The organism is Streptomyces beigongshangae, from assembly GCF_019710745.1.
Lineage (GTDB): Bacteria > Actinomycetota > Actinomycetes > Streptomycetales > Streptomycetaceae > Streptomyces > Streptomyces beigongshangae.
In genome coordinates this window covers 1-25,752 of sequence record NZ_JAHKJW010000006.1, presented here as the reverse complement: position 1 = coordinate 25,752, position 25,752 = coordinate 1, and the positions used below count along the sequence as shown (strand labels likewise).

Sequence of the window (25,752 nt, the reverse complement as noted above, 5' to 3'; positions counted from 1 at the left end):
TAAGGGGACGCAGGGCGGCGGCAACTTCAGTGAACGCTTGCGTCCACTCTCGGGGACTCACTACCTTTGACGCGACAGTGAACGCGAGCGTTCACTAACGCACTCGTGGGGGACTCGATAGTGACAACCTCTCCGTCGACCAAAGACCAGAAGCCCGGAGCGGCTCGCCGGGAGGGGCATCCCGGCATCGCGCTCACCGTCATCGCGGCCTGCCAACTCATGGTGGTACTCGATGCGACAATTGTGAACATCGCGCTTCCGCACATTCAAGGCGCGCTCAAGTTCTCCACCACCGACCTCACCTGGGTGGTCAGCGCCTACACACTCACTTTCGGCGGTCTGCTGCTGCTCGGTGGCCGGGCCGGTGACATCCTCGGCCGGCGCCGGGTCTTCATGGCCGGCATCCTGCTCTTCACCCTCGCCTCGCTCCTCGGCGGTTTCGCCCAGGAGCCCTGGCAACTGCTGGCGGCACGGGCCCTGCAAGGGGTGGGCGGGGCGATAGCCTCCCCGACCTCGCTGGCGCTGATCACCACCACGTTCCCGGAGGGGCCCGAGCGCAACAGGGCGTTCGGCGTCTTCGCCGCGGTCTCGGCCGGCGGCGGCGCGATCGGCCTGCTGGCCGGCGGCATGCTCACCGAGTGGCTCGACTGGCGCTGGGTGCTCTTCGTCAACGTACCCATCGGTGTGCTGATCGCCGTCGTCACACCGCTCTACATCAGCGAGTCCGAGCAGCATCCGGGGCGCTTCGACATCACGGGCGCACTGACCTCGACGCTCGGTATGACCTCGCTCGTCTACGGCTTCATCCGGGCGGCGGAGGACGGCTGGCGGGACAGCCTCACCCTCGCCTCCTTCGGCACCGCGGTCGTCCTGCTGGCGGCGTTCGCGCTGGTCGAGTCGCGGGCCAGGGAACCGATCACACCGCTGCGGATGTTCGCCGACCGCAATCGCTCGGGCACGTACGTGATCATGCTGTGCCTGGCCGCGGCGATGTTCGGCATGTTCTTCTTCATCGTCCTCTTCGTGCAGAACGTGCTGCGGTACACGCCGATCGAGGCGGGCCTGGCCTTCCTCCCCGTGACGGTCGCGATCGGCGTCGGCGCGGGCCTGTCCCAGCGGTTCCTGCCGGTGCTGGGCCCGAAGCCGTTCATGGTGGCCGGGTCGTCCCTGGTGGTGGTCGGGCTCGGCTGGCTGACGCTGATCGACCCGGGGAGTTCGTACCTCGGCGGTGTGCTCGGTCCGATGCTGCTGTTCGGCTTCGGCATGGGACTGAACTTCGTGACGCTGACCCTGACCGCGGTCTCCGGGGTCGCCGTGCACGAGGCGGGCGCCGCGTCGGGTCTGCTCAACGTCACGCAGCAGGTGGGCGGTTCGCTCGGCCTCGCCATCCTGACCACGGTCTTCGGCACGGCGAACCGCGAGGAGGGGGAGAAACAGGTCGCGGACTTCATGGCCACCGCCTCGCCCGGGCAGAAGGCGGAGTTCGCCAGGACGCACGAACTGCCCGCGCCCTGGAGTCACGAGGTCCTTTCCCAGGGCATTTCCAGCTCCTTCGTCCCGGCCGTCGCGATGGCCGTACTGGCTCTGGCCGTCGCCGCCCTGGTGATCAGGGTCCGCAAGAGCGACCTGGAGGCGCTGTCGGGCGCGGCGGGGCCCGCCGCGGGCTGAACGGTCACCGCCGCGGACCGACCATGGTCACCGCCACGGACCGGCCACGGTCACGGTCACGGACCGGGGTGGCGCCACCCGCCCCGAAGACGGGTGGTCCCACCCCGGTCCGTACGCGCCGGTGAGGCACGCCCGCTCCCGTCAGCGGTACGCCAGCTCCAGGTCCAGCCGGTCGCACACGCGCCAGTCGGCCTCGGGGGACAGACCCCGTCCGTCGAGGACGTCCCGGGCGCGCGCCTCGCCCCAGCTCGTGGCGTACCAGGGGTCGACGTGTTCCTCCAGGTCCCGCGCCAGGTGCGTGAGCGCGCAGGACCGCAGCGGCTCGTCGAGCCCGTCGAGGGCCGGCACGGCGTCGGCGGACAGTCCGCGCGCGTAGGCGAGGTCGAAGTTCCCCGTCCTCTCGTACCGCTGGACGTTGCGCTCGGCGATCAGGGCGTCCGGCGACATGATCCCGAAAACGAGCACCGCTCCGGCGGCACTGGCCGTCACCGCGCGCGGCAGCCAGCGGGCGCCCAGGACGCCGGCCGCCATGATCAGCACGATGACCAGCCCGAGCCAGAGCTCGGCGGTCACCACGGAGATCCTCAGCCGCGTCAGTCCGTACGCCTCCACGTACATGTCCATGCGCCGCACCGCGGAGGCCACGACGACGAGGGTGAGGGCGCAGAGGGTGCCGAGGACGGCGCGTACCAGCGTCCGGTCGCGCGCGCCGTCCCGCGGGGCCCAGCGCAGGGCGAGGACGACGACCAGCAGGGTGAGGAGCGTGACGAGGAGCAGCTGCCAGAAACCCTGGCGGGCGTAAGCGGAGTACGTCTGTCCGGTCTTCTCCAGTACGGCGTCGTACCCGCCGAACAGGACGGCCAGCTGGACGGCGTTGAAGGCCGCGAAGAGCGCCGCCAGTACGACCAGGGGCAGCGCCCACTCGACGCGGCCGCGGGCACGGCCCGGGGGCACCTCGACGCGGTCCCACTGGACGGGCGCCGCCGCCGTGTGCGCCGCCGCGAGAGCGCCGACCACGCCCAGCGCGAACAGGACGGCCTGCCAGGGACCGCCGGAGACGGACGCGTCCGGCACGAGGCTCGCGAGGAGGTCCGCGAAGGCCGCGTCCGCCCCGGCGAACAGGGCGCCGAAGACCACCAGCAGGACCACGGCCACCGCGCTCGCACGCAGCAGCGGGCCCATGGTGCCGCGGGCGCCGCCGGAGCGCTCGCGCAGGCCCCGCCAGCCCCAGCCCGGACCGGTGACCAGCGAGGCGTAGAGGCCGATCGGGCCGAACAGCATTCCGGTCCAGGTGCGGCCGCCGTGCAGCGCGAGCGAGCCCACCGCCAGGGCCGCGACGACGGCCAGGGACGACGGCCACCCGGCGTCGCGCAGCGCCGGAACGATCAGCAGGGCGAGCGCCCCGGTTCCCCACACCAGCGTCCAGGGCCGTGGGCGCCGGCCCGCCCGGCCGGCCGCGAAGTACGCGCCGAGCGTGATCGGGACCGCGACCAGCAGGAGGTTGAGCGCCAGACCGTCCCCGAGCAGGAACATGCTGAGCAGGCCGGTGGCCAGGGCGGCCCAGAGGGTCCCGGTACGGACGGGCGCCGGGGTCCTGGCCCGGACGTCGGCGAACCAGGACTCGACGGCGGGACCCTGCCGACCCGCGCCCCCGCCGTCCCCTTCGTCCTCCCCCTCGCTCTCCCTCCCGCCGACAGCGGCGCGACCCTCTCTGCCTTCTCCGGCCGGGATCCCTCCTCCGGCCGGACTCCCGTCTCCGGCCGGGATCCTGCCTCCGGTCCGGCTCCCGTCCGCGCGCGAGCGCGTCGTGCCCCCGTCGCCCGGGCGGGCTGCCGGAACGGCTCCCTCCGGTGCCCTCGGCTCGGTCTCGGACGGTTCGTCGGACACGGGACCCCCTCCCGACCGGTCCGGGCGGCACACAGCGCGGGGCCGCGGAAAGCCCGGGAGCCGGTTCCTCGTCGGCGCCGGCCCGAAATGATCAACGAGCGGCGTGGCGGAAAGGTTAACCGGGGCACACCCCGCACAGCCGGTCAGCGTTCCTCTGTGGCAGGGCTGTGACAGTGATCGACGCATGGAGCGGGAGAAAGCGGACACGCATCCGGCCGGGCCACCGCCGTTCCCACGACACCCGGCCGGCCCTACCGGACCGCTCCCGCCGCCAGCCATCCCGGCAGCGCCTCGGTCCGTTCCAGCCACTCCGCGGGCGGTGTCCCCACTTCCCCCGCGGCGGCCACGACGCCCCCGACGATGGCGCAGGTCGTGTCCATGTCGCCGCCCACCTGGACGGTCGTCCAGAAAGCCTCCTCGTAGTCGCCGAGGGCACGCGCCGCCGACCAGAGGGCGAACGGCACCGTGTCGTGCGCGGTCGTGCGCCGCCCGCAGCCGAGGACGGCCGCGACAGTGGTCGCGTCCCCGTAGTCGAGCATGTCCCGGGCGCGGCGCAGACCCGCGCCCACGGCGCTGCGCGGCACGAGGGCGATGACGCCGTCGAGCAGCGCGCCCGGCGCGGGCGGGCCTCCCGGTGCCGCGGCGAGCGCCGCCGCGGCCGCCACGGCCATGGCACCGACCACCGCCTCGCGGTGCTGGTGGGTGGGGTACGCCGAGATCTCGGCCTGGTGCGTGGCCTGCTCCGGGTCGTCCGCGTACCAGGCGCCCAGGGGAGCGATCCGCATCGCCGCGCCGTTGCCCCACGAACCCTGCCCCTTGAACAGGGCCGAGGCCAGTTCGCGCCAGTCGCCGCCTTCCCGGATCCGCCGCAGCAGCCGGTCGACGGCGGGGCCGTAGTCCCGGCCGGCGTCGTGGTGCCCGGCGAAGGAGAGCGCCAGCGCGTCCTGGTCGATGCGCCGGTGGGCGGCCAGAACGGCCACCACGGAGGCGGCCATCTCCGTGTCGTCGGTCCACCTCCAGGGCCCGGGCGGCAGCGCGCGGTCCTTGAGCAACGGATGGTTCGCGGGCACGGAGAACCGCGAAGCCAGCGCGTCTCCCACCGCGAGTCCGCGCAGGGCGGCGAGGGCGCGGTCGAGGCGCCCGGCGGGAGAGGAGTCGACGGTCATTGCTCTGTCACCTTATCCGGTGAATCCATTTATCCGGTTATCTGGTTATCTGGTTATCTGGTGGATTCACTCATCCGGTGAATCCGTACGGTTCTGGATCTCCGTAGGACTCCGGCTCGCACCAGCGGTCGAAGGGCCGGTCGATCGTGTACTTGCCGTCCTCGCCGAGGACGAGCATCCGCATCTCCGCGTTCCCCGGGTTCGACAAGGACTCGAATTCGGCCACCGTCCAGTGGAACCAGCGCATGCAGAAGAGCCGCATGGCCAGGCCATGGGTGACCAGGAGCACATTGGGGGGGTGGTCGGGCGCCTCGAAACTCCGGAACAGGCTCTCCAGGAAGTTGCCGACCCGGTCGTACACATCGGCACCGGACTCGCCCTGGGCGAAGCGGTAGAAGAAGTGCCCGTACGCGTCGCGGTATGCCTTCTGCAGGCGTACATCGTCCCGGTCCTGCCAGTTCCCCCAGTCCTGCTCACGCAGCCGGGGTTCCTCCCTGACGCGCACCTGCCCCGGGTCGAGGTGGAAGGCCCGGAAGGTCTCGTGCGTACGGCGGTAGGGGGAGACGTACACGCTCACCTGCTCGCGGCCGAAGATCTCCCTGAGCCGTCCGCCCGTCTCCTCGGCCTGCCGCCGGCCCTTCTCGGTGAGGGCCAGGGCGTGGTCGGGTTCACGCTCGTAGATGGAGTCATCGGCATTGCCCACCGACTCGCCGTGCCGGACAAGGACGATGCGCCGTGGACGTGCCATACCGAAACACTAGATCGAGTCACGCCCGATCGAGCACTCGTACGGGCGCCATACGTCGCAGGTCACACAAATCACGGCCCTCAGACCGTCCAGCCCGGTTCCAGCTGGACTATGTCCCCGGTGAGGGCCACCACGTCCGCCTCTATCTGGGCCCGCAGGGCGAGCCGCTCCACGCGCTCGGCACGGTACTTGCCGTGCTCGGCGGCCGACTGCCACATCGACAGGACCAGGAACTCGTGGCCGGGTGCCTCGCCGAACAGTCCCCGGACCATGCCGGGCGACCCGGCCATGGCCGGATTCCACACCTTCTCCTGCATCAGGGCGAAGTGCTCGGCGCGCTCCTCGCGCACACGGCAGTGCGCCACCCGCACCAGATCGGACTCCGTGAAGCGCGGTTCGAATCCGGTCTTCACGTCGAAACGGTGGTCGAAGAGGGTGGCGTGCCGGTCCTTGAAGGTGCCCGACTGGGACGCGGCCAGCCGGTCGTGGGAACGCGCCATGAAGGAGTCGTAGAAGGCACGGCTCTCCCAGAAGGAGAAGACGTGGGCGACCCCGGGCCTCCCCCGGCTCCAGCCCCCGCCCTGCCCCCGGAATCCCGGCTCCCCCAGGAGTCCCGCCCATTTCCGCTGCCCCCGCTCGAAACCGCGGCGGTCCACCACGGTGCAGCGAATCCACTTGACCAGCACCGCGCCATCGTACGGCCCGGGAACGTGGCGCCGGTCACGCTCGGACGGACTCGTCCGCCCGGGCGGCCCCCGCACGTGACACGATGGACAACACGCCTCACCTGCCCGGCAGTTGCGGCGTCCGACGCAGGGACCAGGAGGGAATTGCGGTGAACGGCCTCAACAAGGGCATCGGCAAGGTCGAGATCTCGGTGAAATGGGATCCCGGCCCCGCCGGCGAACCGGCCATCGACCTCGACATCGTCGCCGCCACCTACCTCGCGACCGACACCCACGGGGACCCCGACTACGTGGTGCACTTCGACAGTCGCTCCCCGGACGGCACCATCTACCTCAACCGGGACAGCAAGGACGGCAAGGGCTTCGGCTGGGACGAGGTGATGACCCTGGAGCTGTCCCGTCTCGACCGGCGCTACACGCGCGTGATGGTCGGGGTCGCCATCCAGCAGCGCACCGGACGGCGCACGTTCGTCGGCGTGCACAACCCCGCCCTGCGGATCCGCGAGGGCTACACCGTCCTCGCGGAGAACGACTTCGGCGACGTCCTCGGGGCCACGGCCACGACGGTCGCGGAGTTCGTGCGCGACGGGTCCGGGGAGTGGACGTTCCGTCCGGCGGTCCGCGGCTTCGACACCGACCCGGCGACCTTCGCGAGGAGCATGGGCGCCGCCGGGGCCTGACCCGCACGACGCGCACTACCCGCGCGACGCCGAGGGGCGGTACGGCCGGTGGCCGTACCGCCCCTCGTCATGCGGCACCGCCGTGCGGCGCCGTACGGATCAGCTGCAGCCGCTGGTCGAGCCGCAGCCCTCGCAGATGTAGCAGGAACCGGCCCGCTGCATCTTCGTACCGCAGGAGAAGCACAGGGGGGCGTCCGCCTGGATGCCCAGCTGCATCTCCACCAGTTCGGCACTGGTGTGGGCCTGCTTCGGAGCGGGCTTGGCCGCTTCGACCTGGACCTTCGGGGTCACGACGGCCTTCAGCTCCTGCGGGGCGCGGGGCGCGGACTGCGCCAGCCCCTCGACCTCGACGTCCACGTCCACGTCGCTCTGCTCGTACGAGCCCGTCTCCAGGTGACGCTGCCGCTCGTCGGCCGAGTGGATGCCGAGCGCGGAGCGCGTCTCGAAGGGCAGGAAGTCGAGCGCCAGGCGGCGGAAGATGTAGTCGACGATCGACTGCGCCATCCGCACGTCCGGGTCGTCCGTCATACCGGCCGGCTCGAAGCGCATGTTGGTGAACTTCGAGACGTACGTCTCCAGGGGCACGCCGTACTGCAGGCCCACGGAGACGGCGATCGAGAAGGCGTCCATCATGCCCGCGAGGGTGGAGCCCTGCTTCGACATCTTCAGGAACACCTCGCCGAGACCGTCGTCCGGGTAGGAGTTGGCGGTCATGTAGCCCTCGGCGCCGCCGACCGTGAAGGACGTGGTGATGCCGGGGCGGCCCTTGGGCAGGCGCTTGCGGACCGGGCGGTACTCGACGACCTTCTCGACCGCGGTGCGGATCGTGTCCTCGGCCTTCGCCGTGACGGCGTCGGTGACGGCCTTCTCCTTCTCCTTGGTCTTGGCGGAGAGGGGCTGGCCGACCTTGCAGTTGTCGCGGTAGATGGCGAGCGCCTTGACGCCCATCTTCCACGCCTCGAAGTAGACCTCCTCGACGTCCTCGACGGTCGCCGTCTCCGGCAGGTTGACCGTCTTGGAGAGCGCGCCGGAGATCCACGGCTGGATCGCGGCCATCATGCGTACGTGGCCCATCGCGGAGATGGAGCGCTCGCCCATGGCGCAGTCGAAGACCTCGTAGTGCTCGTGCTTGAGGCCCGGGGCGTCGACGACATTGCCGTGCTCGGCGATGTGGGCGACGATCGCCTCGATCTGCTCCTCCTGGTAGCCCAGGCGGCGCAGGGCCTGCGGGACGGTGCCGTTGACGATCTGCATCGAGCCGCCGCCGACGAGCTTCTTGAACTTGACCAGTGCGAGGTCGGGCTCCAGGCCCGTGGTGTCGCAGGACATCGCGAGACCGATGGTGCCGGTCGGGGCGATGACCGAGGCCTGCGCGTTGCGGAAGCCGTTCTTCTCGCCGAGGCGCAGCACGTCCTGCCAGGACTCCGTGGCGGCGGCCCAGATCGGCGTGTCGAGGTCGTCCACGCGGGGGGCCACGGCGTTGGCGTCGGCGTGCTGCTTCATGACGCGCTGGTGCGGCTGCGCGTTGCGGGCGTAGCCGTCGTACGGGCCGACGACCGCGGCGAGCTCCGCTGAGCGCCTGTACGACGTACCGGTCATCAGCGAGGTGATCGCGCCGGCGAGGGAGCGGCCGCCGTCGGAGTCGTACGCGTGGCCGGTCGCCATCAGGAGGGCGCCGAGGTTGGCGTAGCCGATGCCCAGCTGACGGAAGGCGCGGGTGTTGTCGCCGATCTTCTGGGTCGGGAAGTCCGCGAAGCAGATGGAGATGTCCATCGCCGTGATCACGAGCTCGACGACCTTCGAGAAGCGCTCGACGTCGAAGGACTGGCGGCCCTTGTTGTCGTCCTTGAGGAACTTCATCAGGTTCAGCGAGGCGAGGTTGCAGGACGTGTTGTCCAGGTGCATGTACTCGCTGCACGGGTTCGAGCCGTTGATCCGGCCGGACTCCGGGCACGTGTGCCAGCGGTTGATCGTGTCGTCGTACTGGATGCCCGGGTCGGCGCAGGCCCAGGCCGCCTCCGCCATCTTGCGGAAGAGCTGCTTGGCGTCGACCTCCTCGATGACCTCGCCGGTCATGCGGGAGGTGAGGCCGAACTTCTCGCCGTTCTCGACGGCCTTCATGAACGTGTCGTTCACGCGGACCGAGTTGTTGGCGTTCTGGTACTGGACGGACGTGATGTCGTCGCCGCCCAGGTCCATGTCGAAGCCCGCGTCGCGCAGGGCGCGGATCTTCTCCTCCTCCTTGACCTTGGTCTGGATGAAGTCCTCGATGTCGGGGTGGTCGACGTCCAGGATGACCATCTTGGCGGCGCGGCGCGTGGCGCCGCCCGACTTGATCGTTCCCGCGGAGGCGTCGGCACCGCGCATGAAGGAGACGGGGCCGGAGGCGTTGCCGCCCGAGGAGAGCAGTTCCTTGGAGGAACGGATCCGGGAGAGGTTCAGGCCGGCGCCGGAGCCGCCCTTGAAGATCATGCCCTCTTCCTTGTACCAGTCGAGGATCGACTCCATGGAGTCGTCGACGGACAGGATGAAACAGGCGGAGACCTGCTGCGGCTGGGGCGTGCCGACGTTGAACCACACCGGCGAGTTGAAGCTGAAGATCTGGTGCAGGAGGGCGTACGCCAGCTCGTGCTCGAAGATCTCGGCGTCGGCGGGCGAGGCGAAGTACCTGTAGTCCTCTCCGGCCTTCCGATACGTCTTCACGATGCGGTCGATGAGCTGCCTGAGGCTCACCTCGCGCTGCGGGGTGCCCACGGCGCCCCTGAAGTACTTGCTGGTGACGATGTTGACCGCGTTCACCGACCAGAAGTCGGGGAACTCGACGCCACGCTGCTCGAAGTTGACCGAGCCGTCGCGCCAATTGGTCATGACGACGTCACGGCGCTCCCAGGCCACCTCGTCGTACGGGTGGACACCCGGAGTGGTGTGGATGCGCTCGATACGCAGTCCCTTGATCGCCTTGGTGCCCTTCGCACGGGAACCTCGTGCCGGACCGCTCGCCGTCTCTGTCATGCCGCCTCCCTGTATCAGGCTAAAACGCCCTGAAGTGCCTCGTTCTTCCCGGGGCACGGTATGTGTGTGGTGTCGCGCGCACCGCTTGCGCGTCCGCTCGCGACAGGTCTGTGATCGCCGCCGGCCGGCCGGTCCGCCGCCGGCCCCTCGCGTCAGTCGGCGGCGCTGGCGGGCACGGGGGCTTCGACAGCCCTTCCGGACCCGCGGTCGCTTCCCTGGCACCCCTCGCACACGTCGTCGTCGACCGCGGCGGCGGGGCCCTGGGCCTCTTCCCTCAGTTCCGTGATGGCGGACTCGAAGTCCTCCAGCGAGTCGAACGCCCGGTAGACGGACGCGAACCGCAGATAAGCCACGAGATCGAGTTCCTGCAACGGGCCGAGGATGGCCAGCCCCACGTCGTGGGTGGTCAGTTCGGCGCTTCCGGTGGCCCGGACCGCCTCCTCGACCCGCTGGCCGAGCTGGGCCAGCGCGTCCTCCGTGACCGGTCGTCCCTGGCACGCCTTGCGCACGCCGTTGATGACCTTCGTACGGCTGAAGGGCTCGGTGACCCCGGACCGCTTGACCACCATGAGGGAACACGTCTCCACGGTCGTGAACCGCCGGGAGCAGTCAGGACACTGGCGGCGCCTGCGGATCGACGTACCGTCGTCCGTCGTACGACTGTCGACGACACGGCTGTCGGGGTGCCTGCAGAAGGGGCAGTGCATGGTTCCGACCCTCCTTCACAGCACGACTCGATAGCCTCGGCAGGCCCTCTGGGCCCCCTCGAAGCAGCCCTCAGCATAGGCGATGACCTAGGACCTGACAGACCAGGGACCACAACTTCTGGGCCACTTCGGAAGCTCGACCACTATATGTAGGGCCTGACCCAAAATTCACGCCTTACACGCGTGTCGCACCCGTATTGGCGTGTGCCGCCCGGGCGTTCCGGCGAGGAGCGTACGGGGACAGCGTGGCGCCGACCGCACGGGGGCCGGTTCCGGTCCCGCGGGACACCTGGTGGCAGACTGGCCCCGCCCCGTGCCGGCCCCCGGGGCGCCGGCACGGAGAGCGGCGGCCCGACGGCTCGGGCAGCGATAGCCATACACCCAGACGCGTGATCACGTAAGCCCATCCGCGTTTTTTCACTCGAACGTGTGTTTGGCGCAACCTTTCGAAAGCAACTACCGTTGTCCAGCAGGGAGACGAACGAGAGGGGCCGACCGTGACCACCACCGCAGACAGTGCCACCATCACCGCCCAGGACCGCTCCCAGGGCCGATTTGAGCCGGTGCATGCCATGAATGAAACCGTGAACCAGGAAGGGCCGAAGCCCGCACGCTCCCTGCCGGGCCGGCCTCCAGGCATCCGGGCGGACAGCTCCGGACTCACCGACCGGCAACGCCGGGTCATCGAGGTCATCAGGGATTCCGTCCAGCGGCGGGGGTACCCGCCGTCCATGAGGGAGATCGGACAGGCCGTCGGCCTCTCCAGCACCTCCTCGGTCGCCCATCAGCTGATGGCACTGGAGCGCAAGGGCTTCCTGCGCCGCGATCCGCACCGCCCCAGGGCCTACGAGGTCCGCGGGTCGGACCAGTCCACCGCCCAGCCCACCGACACGGCGGGCAAGCCGGCCGCGTCGTACGTCCCGCTGGTCGGCCGCATCGCCGCCGGTGGTCCGATCCTCGCCGAGGAGTCGGTCGAGGACGTCTTCCCGCTGCCCCGGCAACTGGTCGGTGACGGCGAGCTGTTCGTCCTCAAGGTCGTCGGCGACTCGATGATCGAGGCCGCGATCTGCGACGGCGACTGGGTGACCGTCCGCCGCCAGCCGGTCGCGGAGAACGGTGACATCGTGGCGGCCATGCTGGACGGCGAGGCCACGGTCAAGCGCTTCAAGCGCGAGGACGGCCATGTGTGGCTGCTCCCGCACAACAGCGCGTACCAGCCCATCCCGGGCGACGAGGCGACCATCCTCGGGAAGGTCGTGGCGGTGCTCCGGCGGATCTGAGGATCCGCCCCTGACCGGGCCCCGGGACCTCTGCGCCGGTTCCGGGGCCCTGCGCTGCCCGAAGCCGTGTGCCGACCGGCTCCTGTGCTCTTCAGGGCCTGTGCCGGCCGAAGCCGTGCGCCGACCCGGGGACCCGCACGTCGTGGCCGGAGACCCGCACGTCGTGGCCGTGGGGCCGGCCTCCGCTTCCCGTGGGGCCGGTCCCGTGCCGCTTACCGGCTATGCCTCCTCTGTCTTGCGTGCCAGCTCGTCGATGGCGGCCAGTGACCGCCGCACCTGGTTGCGGTCCGTCGTGTACCAGAAGTCCGGCAGGGACGCCTTGAGGTAGCTGCCGTAGCGCGCGGTGGCGAGACGCTGGTCCAGCACGGCGACCACACCCCGGTCCCCCGTCGCCCGTACGAGACGGCCGGCGCCCTGGGCCATGAGCAGGGCCGCATGGGTGGCGGCGACGGCCATGAAGCCGTTGCCCCCGGCGTCCTCCACCGCCTTCTGGCGGGCGCTCATCAGGGGGTCGTCGGGGCGCGGGAAGGGGATCTTGTCCATGACGACCAGCTGGCAGCTGGCACCCGGGACGTCCACGCCCTGCCAGAGCGAGAGCGTGCCGAACAGACAGGTCTTCGGGTCCGCCGCAAAGTTCTTGATCAGCTCGCCGAGGGTCTCCTCGCCCTGCAGCAGGATGGGGAACTCCGGGACGCGGGAGCGCAGTTCCTCCGCGGCGAGCTGGGCGGCCCGCATCGAGGAGAACAGCCCGAGCGTACGGCCGCCGGCCGCCTGGATCAGCTCGGTGAGCTCGTCGAGCATGTCCCCGCGGTCGCTGTCCCGGGCGGGCCTGGCCAGGTGTTTCGCCACGTACAGGATGCCCTGTCTGCCGTAGTCGAAGGGGGAGCCGACGTCGATGCCCTTCCAGGGCGGGACGTCCTCCCCCTCGGTGCCTTCGGGGGCCAGGCCCAGCGAGGCCCCCACCCCGTTGAAGTCGCCGCCGAGCTTCAGGGTGGCCGAGGCCAGGATGACGGAGCGGTCCGTGAAGAGCTTCTCGCGCAGCAGGCCCGACACGGACATCGGCGCAACGCGCAGGGACGCCCCGAAGCGGTCGTGCCGCTCGTACCAGACGACGTCCCACTCCGAGCCGTTCGTGATGCGCTCCGCCACGTCGTGGACGCTCTCCACCGAGGCGAGGGCCTGCTTGCGCACCGCGTCCTCGTCACCGGCGGACTTGTCCCGGGTGGCGCCGATCGCCGAGATCACCGTACGGGCGGCGTCGCGCAGGGCCATCAGCGCATACCCGAGGTCCTCCGGGATCTCCTCCAGGCGGCCCGGCAGGGCCAGCTCCATCAGGCGCTCGAAGCCCTCGGCGGCCGTCTGGAGCTGGTCGGCCGCCTTCTCGTTGACGAGCTTCGCCGCCCGGCGCACGGCACGGTTGACCTGGCCCGGGGTGAGCTCGCCGGTCGCGACCCCGGTGACCCTGGAGACCAGTTCGTGCGCCTCGTCCACGATCAGCACCTCGTGCTGCGGGAGGACGGGCGCGCCTTCGATGGCGTCGATCGCCAGGAGCGCGTGGTTGGTGACGACGACCTCGGCGAGTTTGGCGCGCTCACGGGCGGCCTCGGCGAAGCACTCCGCCCCGTAGGCGCACTTCGAGGCGCCGAGGCACTCCCTGGAGGAGACGGAGATCTGGGACCAGGCCCGGTCCGAGACGCCGGGCGTGAGGTTGTCCCGGTCCCCCGTCTCGGTCTCCTCCGACCACTCCCGCAGCCGCAGCAGGTCCTGGCCCAGCCTGCTGGTGGGCGCGGCCGCCTCGAACTGGTCGAAGAGGCCCTCCTCCTCGTCCTGCGGCGCTCCCTCGTGGAGGCGGTGCAGGCACAGGTAGTTCGACCGGCCCTTGAGCATCGCGAACTCGGGGCGGCGGCGCAGCAGCGGATGCAGCGCGTCCACCGTGCGCGGCAGGTCCCGCTCCACGAGCTGGCGCTGCAGCGCCAGGGTGGCCGTGGCGACGACGACCCGCTCCCCGTGCGCCAGCGCGGGGACCAGGTAGCCGAGCGACTTGCCGGTGCCGGTGCCCGCCTGGACGAGCAGATGGGAACCGTCGTCGATGGCCTGCGCGACGGATTCGGCCATGGTCACCTGGCCGGGGCGCTCCGTGCCGCCGACGGCTGTGACGGCGGCGTGCAGGAGTTCGGGGAGTGAGGGCTCTGTCATAGCCCGACCACCCTACGGGTCGGCACCGACAACCGGGTGATCACCTGTGCGGAGAGGGGCGTGATCAGGACGCGGACGCGGAGGGGACGGAGCCGCCCGGTACGGGGGGCGCGCGGAACGGACATCTCGTGGCTCTCCTTGGGTTCCGGGAGGAGCGGGTGGCGAGTTCCGGGAGGAGCGGGGTGGTGCCGCGGGATCTGGACCCGGAGGCGTCACAGCAGATTGCGCAGGGCCCGGTCGCGGACCATGAGGGCTGCTTTCTTCCCGGGTGGTTCGACCTCGGCGGAGAACCGGAAACCGGCGCTGAGGAAGGCCGACACGGAAGGGGTGTTGCGCAGATCGGGTTCCGCGACGACGCGCGCGCACGAGGGACGCCGGTCGAGGACCAGGTCGGAGACGGCACGGAGCAGGATCGTGCCGAGTCCCCGGCCCCGGTCGGCGACGCCGCCGATGAGGAGGTGGATCCCGGTGTCGTGGAGGCGGGCCGGGTAGTGGCGGGCCAGCGGGTCCAGGTCCGCGCGGTAGATCTCCCAGTAGCTCATCGGCGTGCCGTCCAGCAGGCCGAGGCAGGGGACGCTGCGTCCGTCGCCGCCGAGTTGGGCGCGCAGGTGGTCCTCGGTGGCCGTCCCGGGGCCGGAGAGCTCCCAGAAGGCGGCGACGGCCGGGTCGTTCATCCAGCGGCTGACGAGCGCGAGGTCGCGGTCGACGCGTACGGGGACCAGGTGGAAGGTGCCCGCGCCGGTGGTCGCCGGTCCCCAGTCGCCGACGCGGTCGAGCAGGTCCTCACCGGCCGGGGTGGGGGACGGGGCGGGAGGAAGGGCGGGAGGGACGGGTCCTGCTTCGGCGTTCGCCGCGAGGAGGGTGAGGAGTTCGCCGGGCAGGGCCAGGTCGAGGGTGTCCTGACTGTCCGCCTCGGGACCCGCGCCGGGATCCGCGTCGCTCCGGGGGGCGTTGCGGGGGTCGGTGCCGGCGTCGGCACCCGCATCGGCGCTCGTATCGGCGCTCGTATCGGAGGGGGGCACGGCGGCTCTCTTCTCGGTCGACGGGACGGGCATGTTCCTCAGCGGTGAAGGGGGTTGGCGATGGTGACGTAGACGGACTGGGTGTCGACGGGGCCGACGAGTTCGTCGAGTCCTTGCAGCCGGGTCAGCAGGTTGGCCTTGCAGCGCAGGACGGGCGAGTCGAGCAGGTGGGCCGGCAGGGTGGTGCGCAGGCGGGCGGGTCCGGCAGCGGCCTGGGCGAGGAAGCGGCGGAAGGCGGCCAGCAGCAGCCGTTCGTCGGCGAGACGCTGGGAACCGAAGGCCCCGACGAGGCCGAGCACGTTGTTGACGGCGAGGTAGTAGGCGAACCGTTCGTCGGCGACCGCGTCGGAGACGAAGGTGTCGCTGTGCTCGCCGATGCCCGGCAGTCGCCCGTCCAGTTCCGCACGCCGGGACTCGCGGAAGTAGTACCCCTGGTTGTCGCGGTAGCGGCCGCCCGCGGGCCAGCCCGCCGGGTCGAGCAGGAGCAGGGTGTTCTGCTGGTGCGCCTCCAGCGCGACACCGGCCTCGCCGTCCAGCCAGAGGACGGGACGTACGACGTGTTCCAGGTAGCGCAGGAACCACTCCGCGGCGACGGCGCCACGTGACCGGCCCGTGAGTCCGGCGAGCCGGGTGACGAGACCGGAGAGCCGGGACCGGGTCGTGGAACCGCCCTCCCGGGGGTGCGGGTGTTCCGTGGCCGTGCCCCCCGGCCCGGGCGAGACCAGTCCGGCGACGCAGGTGACGTCGTCCGCCGGCCCGAAGGGGTTGTGGCGGATCATCACATCGAGCCCGGGCACGGGGGCACCGTCCAGGTCGTCCACCGCGAGCCAGGCGGGATCGCGGACGATGTCGAAGTGCGGGTGGACCGCCCGCCACTGTGCGGCGAGGCCGGCGCGCAGCAGGCGGTGGACCTCGACTCCCCGGTGGAGTTCCTTGCGCAGGTTCTCCCGGCGGGAGTTGGTGATGCGCAGGCCCAGCGACAGCTTCAGCATCGCGGGGGCGCCGGAGCGGTAGAGGGTGCGGACGGAGGAGGTGGGGTGCCACGGGGAGCCGTGGGGGCCCAGGTCCCGGAGCAGCCCGGCGTCCAGCAGTTCCGCCACGTCCGGGCGGGTGCGGACCTCTCGTAGCTGCCAGGGGTGCACCGGCAGTACGGCGTGTCCGTCGGGCGGGTGCGGTCCCTCGCCCGCGAGTCGCGAGGTGAGGTGTTCCGCGGGGACGGGACGGCCGCGTTCGGTCCACGCCGAGTCGGTGGCGAGCACGGAGGGCGCGACGGCCATCCAGTGGAGCGCGAAGGAGCCGCGTGCCTCGGGCGAGTAGAGCCGGGTTTCGGTTCCGGAGAGTCCCTCACGGCTCTTCGGGGTGGGGTGGAGCGGGTGGCCGAACAACAGCGACTGCTCGGCGGAGAGGAAGAGGTCGGGGCCGTCGGCGGGGTTCTCCCTGCGGTCCGTGATGAACACGGCGGTCCGTCGCAGGGAGTCCGCGACGCGGCCGGTCAGGTCGTCCTCGCCGCCGTGGGCCCGGGATCCGCCGGGAACGGCCGGAGCCGCCTGCCGGTGCGCCTGCTGTGCCGAGGTCTCGCGTTCGAACAGGGCCGCCAGCGTGACGGCGTCGGTGGGAGGCGCCTGCTCCGGGGCGTCGGCGAGACGCGGAGGGCCCAGGCGGTGCCAGCCCGTGGGGGACCAGTAGCGGACCGGGGCGACGAGGGTCGTGCCGCCGGCCGGGAGCGAAATGCGGAGGGTGCCGTCGGCGGGCGCGGGGAGGTCGTGCTCGCGTACCCAGCAGCGCAGCAGGTTCTCGACGGCGGCGGCTTGGGCGGCGGTGCGCGGGTCGGGATGTTCCAGCAGGTCGGTGGCGGCGCCGTGCGGCCCTCCGGTCTCAGGCCCGGGCGTGGTCTGCGTGCCGCGGGCCGCACGCTCGGAGGGCTGGGGGTGGCCGCCGGATGCGGGGATGGCGTTCAAGGAGGTTCCTCGGGGGTGGTCCGGGCTCGTACAGCGACGGGCCGGGGCTGTTCCGGTGCGGAGGGTGGTTATGCGTTTTCTGGCTCGTGCGGGTACGGCTGCTCGCCCGGTGGAGCGGTGCCCTTCCGGGTGCCGGCCGGGCGGACCACCGACCGCCTCATCCGGCGGGCCCGGCCGCTCCGGCGTGCCCGGCCACTTCGGCAGGCTCGGCCGTTCCGGCAGGGCCGACCACTCCGGCGCGTTCGACCACTCCGGCGTGCCCGGCCGCTCCGGGGTGGCCGGACGCCCCCGGATGCCCGGACGCCCCCGGATGCCGGGGCGGTGGTCGTCGTCGGGCGTCCGCGGCCCGTGGGCCGGTGGGCCCTCCCGCGGCCTCCGCCACCGCGTCCGCGAGCCGGTCGAGCACCGCGGTCGCCTGTTCGTCGGTGATCGTGAGCGGTGGCAGCAGCCGCACCACGCTGGAGTGCCGGCCGCCCAGTTCCACGATCAGCCCGCGGCGCAGGCACGCGCGCTGAACGGCGGCCGCCAGTCCGGGCGCCGCGGGAAGGGGCCCTCCGCAGGGCCCCGACGGCGCTTCGGGGTCCACGAACTCGATCCCGATCATCAGTCCCCGGCCGCGCACCTCACCGACGCAGTCGTGGTCCGCGTCGAGCACCCGGAGCCCGTCGAGCATGCGGGCGCCCAGGGCGGCGGCGCGGGCGGCGAGGCCGTTCTCGCGGACGTACGCGAGCGTCGCGGCGCCCGCCGCCATGGCGAGCTGATTGCCGCGGAACGTGCCCGCGTGAGCGCCCGGTTCCCATACGTCGAGGTCGGCGCGGTAGACGACGACGGCCAGGGGCAGGCTGCCGCCGATGGCCTTGGAGAGGACCATCACGTCGGGCGTGACGCCGCTGTGCTCGACCGCCCAGTAGGTGCCGGTCCGCCCGACCCCCGTCTGGACCTCGTCGGCGATCAGCGGAACGGAGCGCGCCGCCGTGATCTGCCGCATCCGCCGCATCCAGTCGTCGCGGGCCGGAATCACCCCGCCCTCCCCCTGCACCGGTTCGAGGATCATGCCCGCGGGGCTCGTCACCCCGGACCTGGGGTCGTCGAGGAGGGACTCGGTCCAGCGCGCGGCGAGCTCGGCCCCCCGCTCGCCGCCGACCCCGAACGGGCAGCGGTAGTCCTGCGGATAGGGCAGGCGCGTCACCCGTACGTCGGGCGCGCCCCCGGATGCCGCGAGCGCCCCCGCGGTCATCCCGTGGTAGGCGCCGGTGAAGGCGAGCAGTCCGTCGCGTCCGGTCGCGGTGCGCACCAGGTTCAGCGCGGCCTCCACGGCGTCCGTACCGGCGGGGCCGCAGAACTGCACGCGCGCGTGGTCGGCGAGACCGGGCGGCAGGGTGGTGAACAACTCGGTGACGAAGGCGTCCTTGACGGGCGTGGCCAGGTCGAGGACGTGCAGCGGGGCCCCCGAGTCGAGGACCTTGCGGACGGCCTCCAGGACGACCGGGTGGTTGTGGCCGAGAGCCAGCGTGCCCGCGCCGGAGAGGCAGTCGAGGTAGCGGCTCCCGTCGGCGCCCTCGATCGTCAGCCCGCGCGCCCGCACGGGGACGATCGGCAGGGCGCGCGCGTAGGTGCGCGCCGCCGACTCGCGCGCCGACTGCCGCCGCAGGATCCCCTCCTGCGCCGTGCGCTCTCCCGCACCGCCGTGCTGAGCCGCGTGTTCCCCCGCGCCCTCATGCGTCGTGCACGCCCTCGCGCTCCCCTGTCGCGTGCGCGCCCCCGCGGGCTCCTCCGTCACCGCCACGTCCGTCGGTCCTCCCGCTGTCCAGAGGCGAGTTGCCGGTCAGCCCGACGGGAGACGGCAGGGGGATGAACGCAGCCGGAACGCCCCCCGTACGTACCAACGACGAGGACCCCCGCGGGGCAACGGCGGGACGAAGATCCCTGCCGTGACGGAACCGTTGCCGGTCCGTGGGAAGTCCCCCACAGCGACGGCATAGTCTGTGGTGCCGTTCGGCGGAACTCGCTGATCAGCACCCGCGGTCCGCGCCGGGCACGCACGGGTCCCCGGATCCGTACGGGCCCCGACGGCGGCACAGAGTTGTTCGTTCACCTCCAGGGGGAGTCACACCATGCGACCGATACGCCCGCTCTTCGCGACCCGTCGGAGGAGGAGCCCGCGCCGCAGAACCTCCCCCGTGCTCGCCGCGGTCGGCCTGGCCACCGCGCTGGCGCTGACCGCCACCGCCTGCGGCTCCGGTGAGGACACCGGAGCGGCCGGCGAGGCGTCGGCCACCGCGGCCGGCGACGGCAGGATCCACATCCCGGACGACATCAAGGACCGGCTCAAGGAGCACGGCATCGACATCGACCAGTGGAAGGGCGGTGCCTGGAAGAACTGGGACAGGGACGACTGGCTGCGCGAGGCCGGTGACTACATCAACCCGGTCATCAAGGACCTGTGGGACCCGGACCGCATGCGCGAGGCCGAGAACCCGGACCAGGGCAAGGGCGTCGACGAGAACGACCTCTCGGGCGACCAGGGGGTGACCGACCCCGAGCCGGCGCCCGTGGCGGCGAAGGCCGTTCCGGCGGGCTACCACGAGAACGTGCCCGAGGCGGGCAAGGTGTTCTTCGACTCCCCCGAGGGCACGATGGTCTGCTCCGCGACCGTGGTCGAGGACCCGGCCCACCCGGGCAGGTCCAACCTCGTGTGGACCGCGGGCCACTGCGTGCACGCGGGCAAGAAGGGCGGCTGGTACCGCAACATCGCCTTCGTGCCCTCGTACAACGACGGCGCCATGTCGGCCACGGAGATCCAGGGCGCCACCGAGGAGGAGGTCGCTCCGTACGGCGTCTGGTGGGGTGACTGGGCGCAGACCTCGGACCAGTGGATCGAGCAGGGCGGTGCGACGGGCGGCGAGGGTGCCTCGTACGACTTCGCCGTCATCCATGTGACGCCGGAGAAGGGCGGCGACGGCAAGTCGCTGGAGGAGACGGTGGGGTCGGCGCTCCCGGTGAACTTCGACGCCCCGGCCGTGTCACAGGTCGGGGACGTCACCGCGACCGGTTACCCGGCGGCGAAGCCGTTCGACGGGGAGACCATGTTCCAGTGCGCGGACAAGCCGGGCCGGCTCTCGGTCGCCGAGGCGGAACCGACGATGTACCGCATCGGCTGCACCATGACCGGCGGTTCCTCGGGCGGCGGCTGGGTCGCGACCGACTCGGACGGCAAGCCGGCGCTGGTGTCCAACACCTCGATCGGCCCGGTGACGGCGGGCTGGCTGGCGGGCCCGCACCTGGGCGCGGACGCCAAGGGGATCTACGACGCGGTGAGCAAGAAGTACGCGGCACGGCAGTGACGGCACGGGGACGGACGGCGGCAGGGGAACGGACCGTGGCAGGGGAACGGACCGCGGCGGGGTGGGTCGCGCGGAGACTCTCACCGCCCGCCCGCCGTTCGTCCCCGGCCCGCCGGGCATAGTGGAGGTCGCGGCGGCCCGCGCTCACCCACCCGCCCGACCGCTCACCCGCCCAACCGCTCGCTTGTGAGAAATGCACGTTCTATCGGGGGTAACAACTCATGCGTTCCATACGCCCGTCCTTCGCGAAGAGCCGCGGACGGCGCCGCCTCCTCGCGGCCACCGGGTTCGCCGCGGCCCTGGCACTCACCGGTACCGCCTGTGACGCGGGCGACGGCGAGGCCGCCGACAAGCCGGCCGTCGCCGGTTCCGCGGGCTCCGGCTCCGACCGGCTCGGGATTCCGGCCGACATCGCCGACCGGCTCAAGGAGCACGGCATCGACGTCGACGACTGGAAGGACGGCGAGTGGAAGGACTGGGACAGGGACAAGTGGCTCACTGAGGCCCAGGACTTCGTCAACCCGGTGATCGAGGGCCTCTGGAAGCCCGAGCGGATGCAGGCCGCCGACGATCCGAAGAAGACGATCTCCGTGCAGGACGCGGCGGCCGAGCAGGGCGTCAGCGACCCGGCGCCCGCCCCCGTGAGGGCGACGCCGGAGAAGACCCCGTACCACGAGAACGCCGCGCCGGTCGGGAAGGTCTTCTTCGATTCGCCCGAGGGCTCGATGGTCTGCTCGGGGACGGTCGTCAAGGACCCGCGCAACCCCGGCAGGTCCAACCTGGTGTGGACGGCGGGGCACTGCGTGCACGCGGGCGGGGGCGGCGGCTGGTACCGCAACATCGCCTTCGTGCCCGCCTACAACGACCTCGGCAAGTCCGAGGCCGAGCTGGGCAACGCCACCCAGCAGGAGATCGCCCCGTACGGCCAGTACTGGGCGGACTGGGCGTCGACCTCCGACGAGTGGATCGAGAGCGGGTCGGAGTCGGGCGGCGCGGGGGCCCCGTACGACTACGCGGTGCTGCACGTGAAGCCCGAGTCCGGTGGCAAGTCCCTGGAGGAGACGGTCGGCAACGCGCTGGACGTGGACTTCTCCACGCCCGCCGCCGCGAGCGCGGGCACGATGGGCGCCTGGGGTTACCCGGCCGCCGCCCCGTACGACGGTCTGATCATGCATAAGTGCGTCGACCGGCCGGGCCGTCTGTCGCTCGGCCCGGGCCTGCCGACGATGTACCGCATCGGGTGCACGATGACCGGCGGTTCGTCCGGCGGCGGCTGGTTCCGCGCCGTCGACGGCAGGACCGTGCTGGTCTCGAACACGTCGATCGGCCCGACCGACAGCACCTGGCTCGCGGGTCCGCAGCTGGGCGAGGGCGCCCAGGCGGTCTACGACGACATGAGCGAGAAGTACGGCTCCCGGTAACCGTCCAGCCGTCCAACGGCACCCGTTCGCACGCGCGCACGGCGGAGGCCCGCCCCCTGTCCCGGGGACGGGCCTTCGTTCCGTTCAGGAAGCCGCGGGGATCACGCCGCCGGAGCCGGGACGTACGGAGCCAGCTCCGCCGCCAGTTCCTCGTGCACCCGCACCTTCATCAGGGTGCCCTCCGGGGTGTGCTCCTCGGAGAGCACCTCACCGTCGGCGTGGGCGCGCGCGACCAGCCGGCCGAGCGTGTACGGCACGAGCACCTCGATCTCGACCGAGGGGTGCGGCAGTTCGACGTCGATGAGCGCGAGCAGCTCGTCGATGCCCTGACCCGTACGGGCCGAGACCGCCATGGAGCGCTTCTCGTTCCGCAGCAGCCGCTGCAGCACCAGCGGGTCCGCCGCGTCCGCCTTGTTGATCACCACGATCTCGGGCACCTTGGTGGCGCCCACGTCCCGGACGACCTCGCGCACGGCGGCCAGCTGCTCCTCCGGCGCCGGGTGCGAACCGTCGACCACGTGCAGGATCAGGTCGGCGTCACCGACCTCCTCCATGGTGGAGCGGAACGCCTCGACGAGGTGGTGGGGCAGGTGCCGTACGAAGCCGACGGTGTCCGCCAGCGTGTACAGCCGCCCGCTCGGGGTCTCGGCCCGGCGCACGGTCGGGTCGAGCGTCGCGAACAGCGAGTTCTCTACGAGCACGCCCGCGCCCGTGAGGCGGTTGAGCAGCGAGGACTTGCCGGCGTTGGTGTAACCGGCGATCGCGACCGAGGGCACCTTGTGGCGGCGGCGCTCCTGGCGCTTGATGTCACGGCCCGTCTTCATGTCCGCGATCTCCCGGCGCATCTTCGCCATCTTCTCGCGGATACGGCGCCGGTCTGTCTCGATCTTGGTCTCACCGGGACCACGGGTGGCGAGGCCGCCGCCCGAGCCGCCGCCCATCTGACGGGACAGCGACTGACCCCAGCCGCGGAGCCTCGGCAGCATGTACTGCATCTGCGCGAGGGCGACCTGCGCCTTGCCCTCACGGGACTTGGCGTGCTGGGCGAAGATGTCGAGGATCAGGGCCGTACGGTCGATGACCTTGACCTTGACGACGTCCTCGAGGTGGATGAGCTGGCCCGGCGAGAGCTCACCGTCGCAGATGACCGTGTCCGCGCCGGTCTCCAGCACGATGTCCCGCAGCTCGTTGGCCTTGCCGGAACCGATGTACGTGGCCGCGTCGGGCTTGTCCCTGCGCTGGATGACACCGTCGAGCACGAGCGCTCCCGCGGTCTCCGCGAGGGCGGCCAGCTCGGCCAGTGAGTTGTCCGCGTCGCCCGCGGTGCCCGAGGTCCACACGCCGACGAGCACCACGCGCTCCAGGCGCAGCTGTCGGTACTCGACCTCGGTGACGTCCTCGAGCTCGGTGGAGAGGCCCGCGACGCGGCGCAGGGCCGCACGCTCGGAGCGGTCGAACTGGTCGCCGTCCCGCTCTCCGTCGATCTCGTGGCTCCAGGCGACGTCCTCTTCCATCAGGGCATCGGCCCGAAGACCGTCGGGGTGGTTCTGCGCGCGGCTCTGGGTGTCCTGGGAAGGGGAAGAAGAGGAGGTCATTGGGTCCTTACGTCGGTGGGATACCTGGGCGGCGGACCTGCGGTCCGTCACTGGTCACAACGTCCGGGGCGCCCGGGAGATTCCCGCCCGGGGCCGCGGGGCCGTGCCGTCGGCCCGAAGCGGCGCCGACGTGAAGATGTTCGCACGGCACGCCCCGTCTCGTCACTCCGATTCCCGGCGGCTCACCGGAGGGCGCGCCGGGCGGTCTTCCCCGCGGGGGCCGCGGGGGCCGCGGGGGCCTCGCTGCGCCAGTCGGGGTGTCCCGGCATGGGCGGGGTCTTCTCCGCGTAGAGCCATGCCCGGAAGAAGGCGCGCAGATCGCGGCCCGCGATGCCGGAGGCGAGGTGCTCGAAGTCCGCGGTGCCGGCGACACCGTCGCGGTGGGTGCTCACCCAGGTGCGCTGCAGCCGTTCGAAGGCGGTCCGGCCGATCTCCTGGCGCAGCGCGTACAGGACGAGGGCGCTGCCGTCGTAGACGTTCGGGCGGAAGAGGCTGAGCTTCCGACCGGGTTCGGCCTCCTTCGGGACGGCGGGCGGGCCGCCGTCCCTGCGCCAGGTGTCGGAGGCCCGGTACGCGGCCTTCATCCGCGCCTCCAGGGGCTTGCCGGCCTTCTCCTCGGCGTAGAGGGCCTCGTACCAGGTGGCGTGTCCCTCGTTGAGCCACAGGTCGGACCAGGTGCGCGGGGAGACACTGTTGCCGAACCACTGGTGGGCCAGCTCGTGCACCATGATCGCCTCGACGTACCACTTCGGGTACTCGGGCCGGGTGAAGAGCTCCCGTTCGAAGAGGGAGAGCGTCTGTGTCTCCAGTTCGAACCCGGTCCGCGCCTCGGCGATCAGCAGGCCGTACGTCTCGAAGGGGTAGGCGCCGACCTTCTCCCGCATCCAGGCGATCTGGGCGGGTGTCTTCCTGAGCCACGGTTCCAGTCGCCGGCGGTCCTTGGCCGGCACGACGTCGCGTACGGGGAGGCCGCCGGGGCCGGTCCGGCGCAGCACGGCGGAGCGGCCGATGGAGACCTGGGCGAGCTCGGTGGCCATGGGGTGCTCGGTGCGGTACGTCCAGGTGGTGCCCGCGGCGTGGCGGGTCGTCCCCGCGGGGAGCCCGTTGGCGACGGCCGTGTAGCCGTCGGGAGCGGTGACCCGGATGGTGAACATCGCCTTGTCCGAGGGGTGGTCGTTGCCGGGGAAGACGCGGTGCGCGGCGTCCGCCTGGTTGGCCATCGCGAGCCCGTCCGCGGTCCGCACCCAGCCGCTCTGCTGGTCCTTCGTGGAGACCGGATCGCTGTCGTGCCGGACGGTGACCCGCATCCGGGCGCCGAAGGGCAGCGGTTTCGCGGGGGTGACGACCAGGTCCTCGCCGGCGCTCCGGAACTCCGCGGGGTCGCCGTCGACCTCGACGGACCGCACGGTCCCGTGCGAGTGGTCGAGGTTGAACCGCTCCAGCCAGTCCGCCGTGGTGCGGGCCTCGATGACGGTGACGGCCGGCAGCGGCTCGCTGTTGCTGCCGGAGTAGGCGAAGGCCAGGTCGTACGCCGTGACGTCGTACCCGGGGTTGCCCAGATGCGGGAAGAGCCGGTCGCCGACGCCCAGCGGCACCGGTGCCGGGGCGCTCGCGGCGATGAGGCAGACGGAGGCGGCGGAGGCGACGAGCGCCGTCCGGAGCCGGCGGGAGGCCGTCGGCAGTCGACGGGGGGGTGCCGGGAGGCGGCGGGCGGTTGCCGGGAGCTTTCGGGAAGCTTCCGGGTCCGATGCCCCGGTGCGGGGGGTCGTGCGGGTGCGCAGCATGGACCACGGCTATCAGCGCCCGCCCGGCCGACGACGACGGCTCGCGACGGATCCACCCGAACGGGTCCTTCCGTGTGCCTCCCGAAGGGCCCGCTACGGAGCCGTCGACCGGTGCTGGGCGCGGCTCACGTCGAACACCCCCGGTACGTTGCGCATCGCGCGCATGAGCGCGGGAAGGTGCGCGGCGTCCGGGAGCTGGAGCGTGTAGGTGTGCCGTACCCGCTGCTGGCTGGGGGGTTCGACGGTCGCGGAGACGATGGCGACGCCCTCCAGGGCGATGGCTTCGGTGAGGTCGGCCAGCAGGTGGGGCCGCCCGAAGGACTCGGCGAAGAGCGTGACCCGGCACTCGCTGATGTCGCCCCAGCGCACCTCGGCCTCCGTGCGCTCCGCGCTCCTCATCCGCTCCACCGCGGCGCACTCGACGCGGTGCACGGTCACCACTCCCCCGCGCACCGGGAACCCGGTGATCGCATCGGGTGGTACGGGCGTACAGCAGCCCGCCAGGCGTACGGTCGCGCCGGGCCGGTCGACGACGACGTCCGCGGCGGCCGGGCGGGCGGCGGGGCCGTCGGCGGCCGGGCGGCGGGTCGCGGCGGGA

18 protein-coding genes are annotated in these 25,752 nt (G+C 71.8%); 5 read left to right on the top strand and 13 right to left on the bottom strand.

Annotated elements, in window-relative coordinates; all coding sequences use genetic code 11:
* Positions 1–120: 120 nt before the first annotated feature.
* The gene (locus KM933_RS06415; protein ID WP_221349047.1) at positions 121–1,668 is read left to right on the top strand and encodes an MFS transporter; all 1,548 of its coding nucleotides are present in this window, start codon (positions 121–123) and stop codon (positions 1,666–1,668) included.
* 141 nt (positions 1,669–1,809) lie between these two features.
* Here KM933_RS06415 and KM933_RS06410 read toward each other — a convergent pair whose 3' ends face one another.
* The 4 genes from KM933_RS06410 to KM933_RS06395 all read right to left on the bottom strand — a co-directional run bounded on the left by KM933_RS06410 (position 1,810) and on the right by KM933_RS06395 (position 6,155).
* Positions 1,810–3,222, bottom strand: a complete 1,413-nt coding sequence (locus tag KM933_RS06410; RefSeq protein WP_260333170.1) for a DUF4153 domain-containing protein — start codon at positions 3,220–3,222, stop codon at positions 1,810–1,812.
* A gap of 584 nt (positions 3,223–3,806) precedes the next feature.
* Positions 3,807–4,721 (bottom strand): ADP-ribosylglycohydrolase family protein, encoded by a 915-nt coding sequence (locus KM933_RS06405; protein WP_221349043.1) that lies wholly within the window; start codon positions 4,719–4,721, stop codon positions 3,807–3,809.
* Between the two features lie 70 nt (positions 4,722–4,791).
* Positions 4,792–5,469 (bottom strand): histidine phosphatase family protein, encoded by a 678-nt coding sequence (locus KM933_RS06400; RefSeq protein WP_221349041.1) that lies wholly within the window; start codon positions 5,467–5,469, stop codon positions 4,792–4,794.
* A gap of 80 nt (positions 5,470–5,549) precedes the next feature.
* Positions 5,550–6,155 (bottom strand): YdbC family protein, encoded by a 606-nt coding sequence (locus tag KM933_RS06395; RefSeq protein WP_221349039.1) that lies wholly within the window; start codon positions 6,153–6,155, stop codon positions 5,550–5,552.
* Between the two features lie 149 nt (positions 6,156–6,304).
* Between KM933_RS06395 and KM933_RS06390 the strand changes: the two genes are divergently transcribed.
* A complete protein-coding gene (locus KM933_RS06390; protein WP_221349037.1) occupies positions 6,305–6,835 on the top strand; it encodes a TerD family protein in 531 nt (176 codons plus the stop codon).
* Between the two features lie 99 nt (positions 6,836–6,934).
* Here KM933_RS06390 and KM933_RS06385 read toward each other — a convergent pair whose 3' ends face one another.
* Both KM933_RS06385 and nrdR read right to left on the bottom strand, forming a co-directional pair.
* Positions 6,935–9,847: a vitamin B12-dependent ribonucleotide reductase gene (locus KM933_RS06385; protein WP_221349035.1), complete on the bottom strand. Its 2,913-nt coding sequence runs from the start codon at positions 9,845–9,847 to the stop codon at positions 6,935–6,937.
* Positions 9,848–9,999: 152 nt separating this feature from the next.
* Positions 10,000–10,554 (bottom strand): transcriptional regulator NrdR, encoded by a 555-nt coding sequence (gene nrdR / locus KM933_RS06380; protein ID WP_221349033.1) that lies wholly within the window; start codon positions 10,552–10,554, stop codon positions 10,000–10,002.
* A 497-nt stretch (positions 10,555–11,051) separates the two neighbouring features.
* Between nrdR and lexA the strand changes: the two genes are divergently transcribed.
* Complete coding sequence (gene lexA / locus KM933_RS06375) at positions 11,052–11,834, top strand: transcriptional repressor LexA (protein ID WP_221349031.1); 783 nt, start codon at positions 11,052–11,054, stop codon at positions 11,832–11,834.
* A gap of 219 nt (positions 11,835–12,053) precedes the next feature.
* On the opposite strand, the gene KM933_RS06370 is transcribed toward lexA, so the two are convergent.
* From KM933_RS06370 to KM933_RS06355, 4 genes are all read right to left on the bottom strand, one after another.
* Positions 12,054–14,030: an ATP-dependent DNA helicase gene (locus KM933_RS06370; RefSeq protein WP_221349029.1), complete on the bottom strand. Its 1,977-nt coding sequence runs from the start codon at positions 14,028–14,030 to the stop codon at positions 12,054–12,056.
* 212 nt (positions 14,031–14,242) lie between these two features.
* A complete protein-coding gene (locus KM933_RS06365) occupies positions 14,243–15,052 on the bottom strand; it encodes a GNAT family N-acetyltransferase (RefSeq protein ID WP_308013274.1) in 810 nt (269 codons plus the stop codon).
* 38 nt (positions 15,053–15,090) lie between these two features.
* Positions 15,091–17,010 (bottom strand): IucA/IucC family protein, encoded by a 1,920-nt coding sequence (locus tag KM933_RS06360; protein ID WP_430727287.1) that lies wholly within the window; start codon positions 17,008–17,010, stop codon positions 15,091–15,093.
* Between the two features lie 157 nt (positions 17,011–17,167).
* On the bottom strand, positions 17,168–18,796 hold the full coding sequence (locus KM933_RS06355) for a diaminobutyrate--2-oxoglutarate transaminase family protein (RefSeq protein WP_430727286.1): 1,629 nt from the start codon (positions 18,794–18,796) through the stop codon (positions 17,168–17,170).
* Between the two features lie 328 nt (positions 18,797–19,124).
* Between KM933_RS06355 and KM933_RS06350 the strand changes: the two genes are divergently transcribed.
* Both KM933_RS06350 and KM933_RS06345 read left to right on the top strand, forming a co-directional pair.
* Complete coding sequence (locus tag KM933_RS06350) at positions 19,125–20,354, top strand: trypsin-like serine peptidase (RefSeq protein ID WP_221349025.1); 1,230 nt, start codon at positions 19,125–19,127, stop codon at positions 20,352–20,354.
* A gap of 221 nt (positions 20,355–20,575) precedes the next feature.
* Positions 20,576–21,775 carry a trypsin-like serine peptidase gene (locus KM933_RS06345; protein ID WP_221349023.1) on the top strand — a complete coding sequence of 400 codons (1,200 nt, stop codon included), beginning with the start codon at positions 20,576–20,578 and terminating at the stop codon, positions 21,773–21,775.
* A gap of 101 nt (positions 21,776–21,876) precedes the next feature.
* Here the strand turns inward: KM933_RS06345 and hflX are convergent, their stop codons facing one another.
* The 3 genes from hflX to KM933_RS06330 form a co-directional block, all read right to left on the bottom strand.
* A complete protein-coding gene (hflX, locus tag KM933_RS06340; protein WP_221349021.1) occupies positions 21,877–23,370 on the bottom strand; it encodes a GTPase HflX in 1,494 nt (497 codons plus the stop codon).
* Positions 23,371–23,552: 182 nt separating this feature from the next.
* Positions 23,553–25,154 (bottom strand): M1 family metallopeptidase, encoded by a 1,602-nt coding sequence (locus KM933_RS06335; protein ID WP_221349020.1) that lies wholly within the window; start codon positions 25,152–25,154, stop codon positions 23,553–23,555.
* A gap of 93 nt (positions 25,155–25,247) precedes the next feature.
* Positions 25,248–25,752 (bottom strand): ACT domain-containing protein (locus tag KM933_RS06330; RefSeq protein ID WP_308013273.1); only part of this gene is annotated, 505 nt, incomplete at its 5' end.

What these genes read in the sequence shown, in the direction of transcription:
- KM933_RS06335 (WP_221349020.1), bottom strand. Translation starts at nt 25,154, where the DNA reads ATGCTGCGCACCCGCACGACCCCCCGCACCGGGGCATCGGACCCGGAA.
- nrdR (WP_221349033.1), bottom strand. Translation starts at nt 10,554, where the DNA reads ATGCACTGCCCCTTCTGCAGGCACCCCGACAGCCGTGTCGTCGACAGT.
- KM933_RS06345 (WP_221349023.1), top strand. Translation starts at nt 20,576, where the DNA reads ATGCGTTCCATACGCCCGTCCTTCGCGAAGAGCCGCGGACGGCGCCGC.
- hflX (WP_221349021.1), bottom strand. Translation starts at nt 23,370, where the DNA reads ATGACCTCCTCTTCTTCCCCTTCCCAGGACACCCAGAGCCGCGCGCAG.
- KM933_RS06350 (WP_221349025.1), top strand. Translation starts at nt 19,125, where the DNA reads ATGCGACCGATACGCCCGCTCTTCGCGACCCGTCGGAGGAGGAGCCCG.
- KM933_RS06370 (WP_221349029.1), bottom strand. Translation starts at nt 14,030, where the DNA reads ATGACAGAGCCCTCACTCCCCGAACTCCTGCACGCCGCCGTCACAGCC.
- KM933_RS06385 (WP_221349035.1), bottom strand. Translation starts at nt 9,847, where the DNA reads ATGACAGAGACGGCGAGCGGTCCGGCACGAGGTTCCCGTGCGAAGGGC.
- KM933_RS06405 (WP_221349043.1), bottom strand. Translation starts at nt 4,721, where the DNA reads ATGACCGTCGACTCCTCTCCCGCCGGGCGCCTCGACCGCGCCCTCGCC.
- KM933_RS06400 (WP_221349041.1), bottom strand. Translation starts at nt 5,469, where the DNA reads ATGGCACGTCCACGGCGCATCGTCCTTGTCCGGCACGGCGAGTCGGTG.